This is a genomic window from Lysinibacillus sp. DFXJR4, assembly GCF_057196045.1.
This window is the reverse complement of sequence record NZ_JBXUNW010000001.1, coordinates 466,509-478,480: the sequence shown is the minus strand read 5'-3', so window position 1 is coordinate 478,480 and position 11,972 is coordinate 466,509. Positions and strand designations below refer to the sequence as shown.

At 34.4% G+C, this 11,972-nt stretch carries 14 protein-coding genes; 11 read left to right on the top strand and 3 right to left on the bottom strand.

The genetic code is table 11. The annotated features are described in order from the left end of the window. The first annotated feature begins 32 nt into the window (after positions 1-32). From AC2CGN_RS02285 to AC2CGN_RS02275, 3 genes are read left to right on the top strand one after another with little or no spacing between them, the layout of a single operon-like run. A complete protein-coding gene (locus AC2CGN_RS02285) occupies positions 33-680 on the top strand; it encodes a TetR/AcrR family transcriptional regulator (protein WP_484511860.1) in 648 nt (215 codons plus the stop codon). Between the two features lie 5 nt (positions 681-685). Continuing rightward, positions 686-1,579 (top strand): ABC transporter ATP-binding protein, encoded by an 894-nt coding sequence (locus AC2CGN_RS02280; RefSeq protein ID WP_286924208.1) that lies wholly within the window; start codon positions 686-688, stop codon positions 1,577-1,579. Then, entirely contained in the window at positions 1,576-2,373 is a 798-nt protein-coding gene (locus AC2CGN_RS02275) for an ABC transporter permease subunit (RefSeq protein WP_484511858.1), read from the top strand. Before AC2CGN_RS02280 ends, AC2CGN_RS02275 begins: the two co-directional genes overlap by 4 nt. A 60-nt stretch (positions 2,374-2,433) precedes the next feature. On the opposite strand, the gene AC2CGN_RS02270 is transcribed toward AC2CGN_RS02275, so the two are convergent. From AC2CGN_RS02270 to AC2CGN_RS02260, 3 genes are all read right to left on the bottom strand, one after another. Then, positions 2,434-3,078, bottom strand: a complete 645-nt coding sequence (locus AC2CGN_RS02270) for a CPBP family intramembrane glutamic endopeptidase (RefSeq protein ID WP_484511856.1) — start codon at positions 3,076-3,078, stop codon at positions 2,434-2,436. Further along, the gene (locus AC2CGN_RS02265) at positions 3,071-3,697 is read right to left on the bottom strand and encodes a TetR/AcrR family transcriptional regulator (RefSeq protein WP_484511854.1); all 627 of its coding nucleotides are present in this window, start codon (positions 3,695-3,697) and stop codon (positions 3,071-3,073) included. The genes AC2CGN_RS02270 and AC2CGN_RS02265 overlap by 8 nt, the downstream gene beginning before the upstream one ends. 96 nt (positions 3,698-3,793) lie before the next feature. Continuing rightward, entirely contained in the window at positions 3,794-4,402 is a 609-nt protein-coding gene (locus AC2CGN_RS02260; RefSeq protein ID WP_286924212.1) for a TetR/AcrR family transcriptional regulator, read from the bottom strand. Positions 4,403-4,609: 207 nt separating this feature from the next. Here AC2CGN_RS02260 and AC2CGN_RS02255 point away from each other — a divergent pair, with 207 nt between their 5' ends. The 8 genes from AC2CGN_RS02255 to AC2CGN_RS02220 all read left to right on the top strand — a co-directional run bounded on the left by AC2CGN_RS02255 (position 4,610) and on the right by AC2CGN_RS02220 (position 11,972). Further along, positions 4,610-5,338 carry an ABC transporter ATP-binding protein gene (locus tag AC2CGN_RS02255; protein WP_429980917.1) on the top strand — a complete coding sequence of 243 codons (729 nt, stop codon included), beginning with the start codon at positions 4,610-4,612 and terminating at the stop codon, positions 5,336-5,338. Beyond that, entirely contained in the window at positions 5,335-6,351 is a 1,017-nt protein-coding gene (locus AC2CGN_RS02250; RefSeq protein WP_484511851.1) for an ABC transporter permease, read from the top strand. Before AC2CGN_RS02255 ends, AC2CGN_RS02250 begins: the two co-directional genes overlap by 4 nt. A 181-nt stretch (positions 6,352-6,532) precedes the next feature. Further along, positions 6,533-7,411, top strand: a complete 879-nt coding sequence (locus tag AC2CGN_RS02245; protein WP_429980913.1) for an ABC transporter ATP-binding protein — start codon at positions 6,533-6,535, stop codon at positions 7,409-7,411. A 21-nt stretch (positions 7,412-7,432) separates the two neighbouring features. Then, a complete protein-coding gene (locus tag AC2CGN_RS02240; protein WP_484511849.1) occupies positions 7,433-8,146 on the top strand; it encodes an ABC transporter permease in 714 nt (237 codons plus the stop codon). A gap of 6 nt (positions 8,147-8,152) precedes the next feature. Further along, the gene (locus AC2CGN_RS02235) at positions 8,153-8,863 is read left to right on the top strand and encodes a response regulator transcription factor (RefSeq protein WP_429980909.1); all 711 of its coding nucleotides are present in this window, start codon (positions 8,153-8,155) and stop codon (positions 8,861-8,863) included. 9 nt (positions 8,864-8,872) lie between these two features. Then, positions 8,873-10,306 (top strand): sensor histidine kinase, encoded by a 1,434-nt coding sequence (locus AC2CGN_RS02230; protein ID WP_484511847.1) that lies wholly within the window; start codon positions 8,873-8,875, stop codon positions 10,304-10,306. Between the two features lie 41 nt (positions 10,307-10,347). Then, a complete protein-coding gene (locus AC2CGN_RS02225; protein ID WP_484511845.1) occupies positions 10,348-10,866 on the top strand; it encodes a DinB family protein in 519 nt (172 codons plus the stop codon). Positions 10,867-11,213: 347 nt separating this feature from the next. Beyond that, a complete protein-coding gene (locus tag AC2CGN_RS02220; protein ID WP_484511843.1) occupies positions 11,214-11,972 on the top strand; it encodes an ABC transporter ATP-binding protein in 759 nt (252 codons plus the stop codon).

Below are 11,972 nucleotides of genomic sequence, written 5' to 3'. Positions count from 1 at the left end.
TCGGCTTAAAATACACAATAAGGAGAAAAAAATTGTTTCAAGCATTTCAAAATTTAGATGATGAAAAACGTTATAAAATTATAAATGCTGCACTACGAGAATTCTCAATTCATAACTACGAAACCGCTTCAACTAATAAAATAGTGAAGGATGCAAAAATATCAAAAGGAATTTTATTTCACTATTTTGGTAGTAAAAAGAATTTATATCTTTACTTATATGACTATGTAACAACAATTTTCACTGATGCCATTAATAACAGCTTAGATTTGGAAGAACCAGATATATTTAAACGCTATAAACAAATCATGATGATGAAATTGGCATTAATTCAGCAATACCATACACTTTTTGATTTCTTAAAAAAGACATATGCTGAAACAAGCTTAGAAGTAAGAAATGAGCTTGATCAATATAATAGTAAGCTGCAAGATTCTTCCTATACTCGGGTGTTCGCTGGAATTGATTATAATTTATTCCATGAAAATATAGATAGGACTAAGGCATTAGATACAATTAGATGGGTAACGGATGGAATCAGTGATCGATATGAAAAGCAATTAAAAAGCAACTTGGATAACACTGAAGCCTTTCATCAACTACTAGAGCAATGCATGGCAGAGGCAACGCATTATTTTGAATTTTTAAAACAATTATTATACCGAAACACAAAGGGGTGAATAGGATGACATTAATTGAGATTAATCAGTTAACTAAAAAGTTTGGGGATTTTTATAGCATTCAAAATGTGAACTTACAGATTGAAAAGGGTGAGGTATTTGGATTTTTAGGTCCAAATGGTGCAGGTAAATCTACAACAATTAGACATTTAATGGGCTTTTTACAGCCAACTAAAGGCATTTGTACAATAAAAGGGTTAGATTGCCGAAAAGCTACAGCTGAAATACAAAAATTTGTAGGGTATTTACCAGGTGAAATAGCATTTATTGATAAAATGACAGGACAGCAATTTATTCAATTTATTGCCAAAATGCGAGGATTACATGATCTAACAAGAGCCCATGAGCTGATGCAATACTTTGAATTAAATGCTACAGGTCTAATAAAGAAAATGTCGAAGGGCATGAAGCAAAAAGTTGGTTTAGTCTGTGCTTTTATGCATAGCCCTGAAATAGTCATTTTAGATGAGCCGACAAGTGGATTAGACCCTCTTATGCAAACAAAATTTATTGAATTGATAATAGGAGAAAAAGAAAAAGGAACGACTATCTTCATGTCCTCTCATATGATTGAGGAAATTGAGAAGACCTGTGACAGAGTAGCCATTATTAATGCTGGTAAGATTGTTGCCATAGAAGCCATTGCTGATCTAAAAAAACGCAAATCAAAAAAATTCTTAATTGAATTTCAAAATGAGCAGGAGCTTTCCCGCTTCCTAGAGGAACCATTTACGACTGAGCAAATCAGTCCAACTCAGGTGATTATCAAGGTTCAGGGGAATGTCCAAACATTACTTTCAACATTATCACACTATCAAATGATGGATCTCGATGTTATTTCACAATCACTCGAAGATATTTTTATGCATTACTACGATGTAGGGGGACAGGAATCATGAACTTTCCTTTGCTAAAACATGAGATGCTAGCCACTGCTAAATTATTTTGTATTATACTCGCAGTATTAATGCTCTATATTATCAGTATTGTTTATATGTATAATCCAGAAATGAACAACACCCTAAAACAGCTTACCGCTACTATGCCAGAAATGATGGCCGCATTTGGAATGGGTTCTATTGGTGATACGTTAATTGAATTTTTATCCACCTATCTCTATGGATTTTTATTATTAATTCTCCCATTAGTGTTCATTATCATGTTAGCGAATAAACTTATAATGGGCTATATTGATAATGGTTCAATGGCCTATCTCATTGCAACGCCGAATAGACGCTTAAAAATTGTATTTACACAAGCGTCTTTCTTAATTGCTAGCATCTTTATACTGCTCGCTGTGACAACTTTAGTTGCCATAATCTTTTCAGAATTTCTATTTCCTAGTGAATTAGACATCCCTGCTTTTCTTACATTAAATCTAGGTCTATTTTTCTTACACTTTGCCATCAGTGGCTACTGTTTTCTCGTTTCCTGTAGTAGTAAGGATTTAAAAACCTCCTATGCTTATAGTACGGGCTTACCAATTATTTTTTATTTAATAGAGGCGCTAAGCAATATGGGAGGTTCGTTAGAAAAACTTCAGTACTTTACAATCTATTCATTATTTGCTCCAGAAAAATTAATGGCTCAGGATAGCTCGTCTATCTGGATGCTTGGAACATTATTTTTAATTGGGCTACTATGCTATACACTAGCTGTTCGCATTTTTGTGAAACGTGATTTGTACTTATAAAATACATGCCAATCTATAAAGCTTGGTTTGAGGTTTAAACCAAGCTTTCCTACATATATGCTACATGGTTGGTGGTAAATAAATATTGAGAAATGTTAGCACGGTTAAATTACCAATATCTACAATAAAATGTGAAAAAATAACCCACCTTAAGCTCTTTGTTTTAAAATATGTAATAGCCCAAACAATACCAGCTAGGCTTAGATAAATATATAAATGATAGGATTTACTGGCAATTGAAAATACACCCCACATAAACGGATGGCTTAACACAAAAAATAAAGTGGAATATACTATACTAAACCATTTTGACCAATCTTTTTTTAGCCCATCTAGTAATACTCCACGCCAATAAAGTTCCTCAAACCAAGGATTAATGAAAGCAAATAGTAACCATAGTATTAGTAATAAAGCGGAATCAAATAATTGGTAGTTCATTAGTAGAATACTTAACGGAAACATCCCCACTATTAAAGAAATAGTAATCCATAATTTTGATGTATTCGACTTCCCCAGCCAGCTTTTAATTGGTCTATCTCCTTTAAATAGGATAATACAGATACCCATCGAACTCCAATAAACTACTGCCAAGGGAATCCAAGCCCACCCATCTATGTACTGACTAAAAAAAGTTGCGGTTAAAAATCCTATGCCAATAATTATGAATGGTGATAGTAAAAGTGATATATTCTTTTGGCTACTCATTATGATAACTACTTCCTTTTTCATTTATAAAAATTTTCAACAATAAATTGGCGTCAGGGATGGGGCATTCAGGCCATTGAATTTTATTAATAGCTAAGCCTTGTATAAAAGCGTAATAGGTAACAGCCAAAGTTACTGGATCTGCCGAAATAATTTCTCCCTTTTCTTGCCCTGCTGCAATAATTGGCAATGTACACATAACTGGTGATAACGATTGATCTCCAGTTAGTAGCTCTTTGACTTCAGCTGGAATAGCATCCGAGGTACTTGCCTGGATCATGATTAAAAAAAGTAATGTATGCTCTGAATCTACAAAACTATTTAATATCTGCTCGGTCATCCATCTTAATTTCTCCAGTGGTGTTCCCTTAATTTCATTTGCCTGTTGAATAATCTCAATGGAACTATTCGCCGCTTTTTTTACAAGCAATGAAAAAATCTCTTCTTTCGAATTAAAATAATGATAGACAAGACCATGACTTAATCCTGCCTCTTTAGCAATATCACTTATTTTTGTTGCGACCATACCCCTCCTTGCAAAAACGATCAAGGCAGCTTTTAATATTTGTTCTTTTCGCGCATCCCTTAATTCTTGATTAAGCTCTGATTTCCTTGGCATTTCTAAACACTCCTTTTTTGATTGACTAGTCAGTCAATATTATTCTATTGTACATTTTCACATTTGTCAATTCAACAAAAAATAGGAAATTCTGTATTATAAATCATTTACGTTAACTTGTAATGCAGCCAAGTTCCCGAAAAAGCGTATTAAGCGAAAATGGATGATGGCCATTTCTTCAACATCCTCATTGCCACTATCGAGCCACTCCTGAATTACTCCTAATATCGCAGAACTTAAAAAAGCCTGTAAATATTGTCGAAATTCTGGATCTACCGTTTCCTCTTGAATAAGAGATAGGCTATTTAAAAGTTGATTACTAAAAACCTTTTTCATTTTATTTATAAAAATTGGACTCCCCTGTTCCCCTAAAAAAACGCGAAAAACCCTTGCATGCCTTTTAATGCATTGAAATATCTCAACAAATGGTTGATAAAGCTGTCCTTTTTTTACGGTGTGGAAGGCTTCTACAGGCTGAACATTTTTAACATAGCCCTCTAATTCATTTAATAGCTCCTGCTGTAAATCCTCCATTACTTCAAACTTATCCGTATAATGTAAATAAAAAGTGCCTCTATTGATGTTTGCCGCTAAAGCTAGATTTTTTACGGTTACTCGTTCAAAGCCTACTTCCTCTATTTGTTGGATTAAAGTCTTTTTGATTGCCTGCTTTGTTTCAAAATTCATCTTTTCATGTATAGACATCGTTAACCTCCTGCTGTTTGATTCTTTACTTCAATCCTTTATATGCTAGCGAAAAATTCCCCTCGTATCAATATAGTCTCTTTTTATCTTTTGTACATTTCCCATAAAATCACTTAACACATTTTCTTTATCTGTTGATTGTAATTCCCTATACACTATTTTAAAATTTCATGTATCAACACTGTGTTCAGTAAAGGAGATGGAGATATGGGAAATAATGCGATATTATTAAATTCCATTGAAAAAAGATTTCATCAAAAACAAGTGATTGCACCCCTTTCCTTAGAAATTCCAAAGGGTCAGCTTATCGGATTACTTGGTCCCTCGGGCTGTGGGAAAACAACGTTAATCAAATTGATTATGGGCATGATAAAACCTGATAACGGTAGTATTCAAGTATTGAACCATATTGTTCCTCATAAGCAGTTACTGATGGATATCGGCTATATGGCACAATCTGATGCACTTTATTTGGATTTAACAGGTAAAGAAAATCTTCATTTTTTTGCAAAGCTTTTTCGTTTATCCAAAAAAGAACGTGCTGAACGAGTAGCCTATGCGGCGGATCTCGTTCGTTTAACAGATGATTTACATAGTAAGGTCATGAATTACTCTGGGGGTATGAAAAGAAGATTATCTCTTGCCATTGCCCTACTCCAAAATCCACAGCTTTTAATTCTTGATGAACCGACAGTTGGCATTGATCCTGTCTTAAAAAAGGAAATATGGCAAGAGCTTATTCGATTAAAAGACGAGGAACAGAAAACAATTCTTGTCACAACACATGCCATGGACGAGGCAGAACGATGTGATCAATTAGCGATGCTAAGAAGTGGACAGATTATTGCATACGGTACTCCGCATGAATTGAAAGACCGTTATCAAGCACAAGATTTTGATGAGGTATTTGTAAAGGCTGGGGGTGATGTGCGATGAGGATTGGTGCGATCGTAACAAGAATTATGCAGCAGATGAAACGCGATAAACGGACACTTGCTTTATTATTTATTGCACCTTTAATTATTCTTTCCTTAATGTATTTTATTTTTAATAGTAATGAGCCTGAGATGACGCTTGTTGTATCGAATGGCCCAGCACCATTCATCGAAAAGCTTAAAGCTGTAGATGTTAAAGTAGTGGAAAACAATGATTATTCCTCAGCTCTGTTAAAGAAAGAACAATATGATGGATGGTTAGCATTTAAGCAAAATAATATAAAGCTCACATTATTAAATGATGACCCTTCTAGTACTAAAGCTGTTATTATGAAGCTTTCACAAGCCTTACAGCCTGAACAAGCTTCTAGGATTAATCTAAAGACTGAGTATGTATATGGGGATGAAAATACTGCTATCTTTGATATTTTTAGTCCAATGCTTACTGGCTTCTTTGTTTTCTTTTTTGTCTTTTTAATTACAGGGATAGCATTATTAAAGGAACGCACTTCTGGGACACTGGAACGTTTGCTAGCAACACCGATTAAACGCTCAGAAATTGTCGCAGGCTATATGATTGGCTACGGTTTTTTTGCCTTCCTTCAAACCATTATTATCGTTGTGTTTGGCATTTATATATTAGATATTGTTCATGTTGGCTCTATTTGGCTTGTTTTGCTAATCAATATTGTTGTAGCACTTGTTTCATTATCGTTAGGGGCGTTGCTATCAAGCTTTGCAACGTCTGAATTTCAAATGATGCAGTTTATTCCCCTTGTTATTGTTCCTCAAATATTTTTTTCAGGCATTTTTCCATTGGATAATATGGTTGAATGGCTGCAAAACATCGGGCGTATTATGCCACTTTACTACGCGGCTGATGCATTAAATGGTGTCATGTATAAAGGCTATGCTTTTCCTGACATTGCTATGGATTTAGTGATACTTGCTTGCTTCGCCCTTGTATTCATTATTCTAAATATTATTAGCCTAAAAAAATATCGATCCTTATAATGCATTTAGAAGAGTTCTACCATATCCCGGGTAGAGCTCTTTTTTATAGAATGACCAAAAATAGAAAATTACCCCACCATTTTCATAGTAAAAGAGCAGATATTCATCTATACTAGTTTTACAATTAGTGTCATCATACATAGGTGTTTCTAAATATCAATAAAAGTAAAGGGGTATAAAAATGAAGATAATGATGGAGATACAGAACATCTCTAAACAATACAAAGGCAAAAAGATTTTAGAGAATGCTTGCTTATCAATTTATGCCCATCAAATCATAGCTCTTGTAGGAAAGAACGGATCTGGAAAGAGCACTCTTTTAAAGATCATTGCTGGATTAATAGATGCAGACAGTGGTGCAGTTATTAAACACCAGCAATCTTTAAAGATTGGGTATGTGCCAGAGGTGACACCTTCACATATTTTATTTACGCCAGAAGAATATCTTTTTCATATGGGCCGAATTCGAGGAATGGCGCCAAAACAATTACAGCAAAAAATTGATGATTTACTAGAAATGTTTCATTTACAGGAATCAAGGAATAGTCGAATCATTCATTTTTCAAAAGGTATGAAGCAAAAGGTAATGATTATGCAAGCAATGCTTGAACATACAGATTTACTAATTTTGGATGAGCCATTATCTGGTCTTGATCCAAAGGCACAGAGTGATCTAGAAGAAACCCTTTCTATTTTAAAAGACAACGGTTTGAGCATCGTTCTCACCTGCCATGAAACGAAATTGCTTCAGCATCTTGTTGACACCGTTTTTGTTATTCAGAATAATAAAATTATCCAGACAGATTCATTCTCTTCCAATCATACACAGCGCAATCGATTAATTTTTGAGATTGCCGATCCAGCACTATTGGAAAACCTTTTACCTTTCCTTGATATTCAACAGCAAAATCAGGTAAATTCTGACCATTTTGAGATTGTTACTGTCATCAAATTAGAGGATACCAATCAAATTTTAGAGGACCTTCTACGCAAACATGCCTCCATTAAACAATTAATGCCAATCAACTATCAGGAGGAACATTTCTATCGCCAATTTTAACGAGGAGGAATAGATAATAGAATGCTCAGTTTATTACGCTATCAATTTATTAATTATTTAAGGACTTTTCAATATGTCCCACCTTTTTCAATTTTTGTGTTATGTCTTGTCGTCAATTATACCTTTGTTCCGAATCCTATATTAGATAGCTATTCATTCACAGCCATTATACTCTTTTTTCTAATGGGATGGTTTACGGTCACACTGTTTCACGCGGAGGACGAGGAGCAAAAAGTAATCACAACGATACATGCTAAAAGTCGAACACAATACAATTTAGCCATTTTTAGTATTTGTGGACTGCTTGCATTAGGCTTCAGCTTGATATCAGTACTTTACCCTATTTTAATTGGTGCCTTTGGAGAAACACCAAGATCAATACATCTTTTACTAGGCTTCCTCTCTCACTTTAGTTTAGCTATACTAGCCATTGCACTTTCAGCTATCTTTACAAGAGAGCTTATAAAAAATAAGCACAATACTTGGTGGGGTGTGCTAGGCATCTTACTCATCTCTATTGTAGGTGCTACCTTACACGACACAATTTCGCAAGTGAAAGGTCTTACTTGGCTGCTTCCACCTGTCCGTCTTTCGTTAGAAATGATGGATTCAGAAGATTCCATAAAAGCCATACCAAGCATTTTTTATTGGCAGTTTGCTTGGATCTTTATTTATGCGTGGCTAGTCATTATGTTATTCTTCCTCCTAGCTAATCGAAAACTACTGAGGAGATAAATGTCTATGTTAAAAAAAGCAAAAGTCCTAATTATAGAAGATGAAGGTGATATTGCTACTATCATTAGGGACTATTTAAGTGTCAATCATTTTGAGCCTTATATTGTTCAAACTGGACAAGAGGCTATTCAAACTATAAAAAATTGCCCTCCTGATTTTATTATACTTGACCTATCTCTCCCTGATTATGATGGCATCGAATTATGTCGTCAAATTCGTGAAAATTGTAATGTTGCCCTATTAATTTTAAGTGCTCGTAGCAGTGATACTGATAAGGTTCTGGGTCTGGGATTCGGTGCAGATGATTATATGACGAAGCCCTTCTCGTTAAGTGAGCTAGTAGCAAGGATAAAAGCGCATTTACGGAAACAAGATCGATGGCTGCTAGATAATACAGAAAAGGTGGATCTGATTCAAATCGATCAGATGATTATCAATAAAAACGAGTATACCTTTTCCCTTAATCAAAAGCATATTCCTCTATCGGCAAAAGAATTTGAAATGCTTTATTTTCTAATGAAAAATAGTAATCAGGTGTTCTCCAAAGCGCAGCTGCTTGATGCTGTTTGGGGCTATGACACATACGGTGATGAAAATACAATAACCGTTTATATTAGACGTCTACGTGAAAAAATTGAAGTCAATCCATCTTGTCCAGTCTACCTTCAAACTGTTTGGGGTGTTGGTTATAAATTTAGTACTCAAAATCATTCGTAGGAGAACCTAATGTATTTAAAAATTTGGATGAAGAAATGGCTATGGTCTATACTAATTTGTGTTTTTCTATTATTTACTTGTTTCCTTCTATTACTGCTTACTACTGTTAAACAAAATAAGGCACCTTCAAATGAATACGTTATCAATCAAATTCGCTTACAGGTAAATAATGTTTTATTGTACATAGAAGACCATTTTACAAGTCTTGAACAAAATTTAAATTTACGCAATTCCCTTCAAGAAATGAGCAATAGCCAAGATATAGAAATCATAGTCGTTCAATTAGATGGGAGGGTTATTTTTAATTCCATTGAAGAAGACCCTTCACAGTTTATCAGCTTAAAAGACGATTTACATTATGATTTATTTACGTCACAACAACTCGCTGGAAAAATTAAAATTGCTTTCCCCATTATTAATGACAAGCAAGAACAAATTGGTAACGCTGTTTTCACCATTGATCAAAATATTCTCTTACCTGTAAAGCGCTCTAATCATTTTATGATAATCGTTATAAGTGGTTTCTTATGCTTGTTTATTATTGGGCTTGCCTTGTACATGATACGGAAGGCTAATAAGGAAATCTTACTGCCTTTACATACTTTGAAGAAAAGTACAGAGGAAATTGTCAAAGGTAATTATGAACAGAAAACGGTGTATCCGAGAATAGATGAAATTGGAGATTTGTATGCGGTATTTGATCAAATGCGCTTAGAAATAAAAAATCTTACGCTCCAACGAGATGAACAGGAGCAAAACCAAAAAAAGCTTATATCTAGTATTTCACATGAAGTAAGAACACCTCTAACAACAATAAAAGCTTATTTGGATGCTATTTCGGAGGGAATTTGTCCTGACATGGATTCGCTTATGTCATATATTCAAATCATGCAAACAAATACTGAAAAAATGTCTAGACTCATTGATGATTTATTTATTCACACGTTGAAGGAGCTTGGACATATCCCAGTTAACTTAACAGAGCGATATAGCAAAGATGTTTTTACGAACATTTTGCATCCCATTCAACATTACGTCCAAACGACTGGCATTCATTTTATCGAGCCTGAGTATATTCCTAATGTCCTTATTCGAGCAGACGAGCATCGACTAGAGCAGGTGCTTTCAAACCTTATTACGAATGCACTAAAGCATACCTCTAAAGGCGATTCCATAACCGTTTCCATCAATATTAAAAACCAATTACTATACATTAATGTCATAGATAATGGTAATGGAATGCTACCTGAGGATATGCCTTTTATTTTTGAACGCTACTTCAGAGGTATTCAAGCAACTGGTGAAACTGCTGTGAAAAATGAAGGAGCTGGACTCGGGTTGTCTATTTGTAAGCATATTATGGACGCGCATAATGGTTCTATTTCATTTAAAAGCAAACAAAATAGAGGAACAATATTTACATTAACCCTGCCTATTATTTAAATTTCCAAGAGGGTAATTTCGAAAAATTAAGAATATAAATAATGAAAGTCAGAAAAAAATTGGAGAGTGAAGACATGATTCATGACATAAAGGAATATGTAAAATATTTAGATGGTATTCATAAACGAACGATGCAATATATGAAGGCAATACCTGATGAACTTTTAGAGTGGAAGCCCTCTGAAGATAAATTTTCTATAGGTGATTTATTGCGGCATATCGCATCAGCTCGTTTAATGTTTCTTGGAATATTTGAACATGGCTCGTGGACGTATACAGGACATGATACTAGTAATGGGGCTTCCCTAGAGGAAATTTCTAATTATTTAGAGTCATGTCAAACTCAATTAACAGAGGGGCTATTGAAAATTGGGAACGATATGTTGTCAAAAAAGGTTTTAACCCTTCATGGTCATGAGGTAAGTGCTTGGAGAATACTTATGTCGATTCCCGAACATGAAATTCATCATCGTGGACAAATCTCAGCATATTTACAAATGAACAACATTGAACCGCCTCAAATTTTTGGATTAAAAATTGAGCAAGTGAAAACATTATAATTTTATGAAAGAGCTTTGGACATCATCTTCTATCCAAAGCTTATTTTTGTCTTTATAATCATGTCTCTACATAATTCATGTTGTTGAAAAACTATAATGTCAATGAAATTAAAGTGACCTTTTAAATAAAGTATGACTTTTAAGCAAAAATAGGGGTTGATTTTTCCGACTGGTCGCTTCGCTTTCGCACAGATAAACAATGCGTCCGGAATCGGCTTTGTGCTTTCACAAAGAACGATTTTCAAATCTTCTAGTTCTTGTAATAATTTATTAATAATTTAATAAGGACCTTATAATAAATCCCCCTTACACTAAAAGAAATAAAATCAAATGGAGGAGGTATTCTCGTGGAAAAAGAGGTACTTATTCGTGCTCAAAATCTATGTAAGACATATTCCACAGGGAGTGAGCAATTTCATGCAATAAAAAATATTAATATCGAAATATATAAAGGAGATTTTACAGTCATTATGGGCAACTCTGGTTCGGGTAAATCAACACTGCTTTATCTTTTAAGTGGTCTTGATTCTATTACGACTGGTGAAGTTTATTTTCATGGAGAAAGGCTGGATACATTTACCGAACAGCAGATAGCTACATTTCGCTCTAAAAAGATAGGATATGTCTATCAAAGTAGTAATCTCGTCCCGGATATGACATTGCTAGAAAATATCACCCTCCCAGGATATATTGCAAAATACCCTAAAAAAGATGTGATAAAAAAAGCGGAGATGCTGTTACATAAAATGGGACTTGAGGAGCAATGGAATCGTTTACCTTCGCAAACCTCTGGTGGACAGCAACAAAGAGCTGCTATTGCTAGAGCATTAGTCAATGACCCAGAGATTCTATTTGCAGATGAACCAACTGGTAGTTTAAATTACGATCATGGTGTAGCTATCTTAGATATTTTAACGGATTTAAACAAAAAAGGTCAGTCTGTCGTAATGATTACGCATGATATTAAAGCGGCCTGTCGTGCAAATCGTCTTATTATCATTCAAGATGGAAAAATTGGAGGTATTTTAGACTTCGATCAATACGATGATGCTAGCATACAAGAGCGTGAACATATTATCTTTTCTTATGTCACGGGAAAGGAGTAA

What these genes read in the sequence shown, in the direction of transcription:
- AC2CGN_RS02275 (WP_484511858.1), top strand. Translation starts at nt 1,576, where the DNA reads ATGAACTTTCCTTTGCTAAAACATGAGATGCTAGCCACTGCTAAATTA.
- AC2CGN_RS02270 (WP_484511856.1), bottom strand. Translation starts at nt 3,078, where the DNA reads ATGAGTAGCCAAAAGAATATATCACTTTTACTATCACCATTCATAATT.
- AC2CGN_RS02260 (WP_286924212.1), bottom strand. Translation starts at nt 4,402, where the DNA reads ATGTCTATACATGAAAAGATGAATTTTGAAACAAAGCAGGCAATCAAA.
- AC2CGN_RS02255 (WP_429980917.1), top strand. Translation starts at nt 4,610, where the DNA reads ATGGGAAATAATGCGATATTATTAAATTCCATTGAAAAAAGATTTCAT.
- AC2CGN_RS02265 (WP_484511854.1), bottom strand. Translation starts at nt 3,697, where the DNA reads ATGCCAAGGAAATCAGAGCTTAATCAAGAATTAAGGGATGCGCGAAAA.
- AC2CGN_RS02250 (WP_484511851.1), top strand. Translation starts at nt 5,335, where the DNA reads ATGAGGATTGGTGCGATCGTAACAAGAATTATGCAGCAGATGAAACGC.
- AC2CGN_RS02245 (WP_429980913.1), top strand. Translation starts at nt 6,533, where the DNA reads ATGAAGATAATGATGGAGATACAGAACATCTCTAAACAATACAAAGGC.
- AC2CGN_RS02225 (WP_484511845.1), top strand. Translation starts at nt 10,348, where the DNA reads ATGAAAGTCAGAAAAAAATTGGAGAGTGAAGACATGATTCATGACATA.
- AC2CGN_RS02230 (WP_484511847.1), top strand. Translation starts at nt 8,873, where the DNA reads ATGTATTTAAAAATTTGGATGAAGAAATGGCTATGGTCTATACTAATT.
- AC2CGN_RS02235 (WP_429980909.1), top strand. Translation starts at nt 8,153, where the DNA reads ATGTTAAAAAAAGCAAAAGTCCTAATTATAGAAGATGAAGGTGATATT.
- AC2CGN_RS02240 (WP_484511849.1), top strand. Translation starts at nt 7,433, where the DNA reads ATGCTCAGTTTATTACGCTATCAATTTATTAATTATTTAAGGACTTTT.
- AC2CGN_RS02280 (WP_286924208.1), top strand. Translation starts at nt 686, where the DNA reads ATGACATTAATTGAGATTAATCAGTTAACTAAAAAGTTTGGGGATTTT.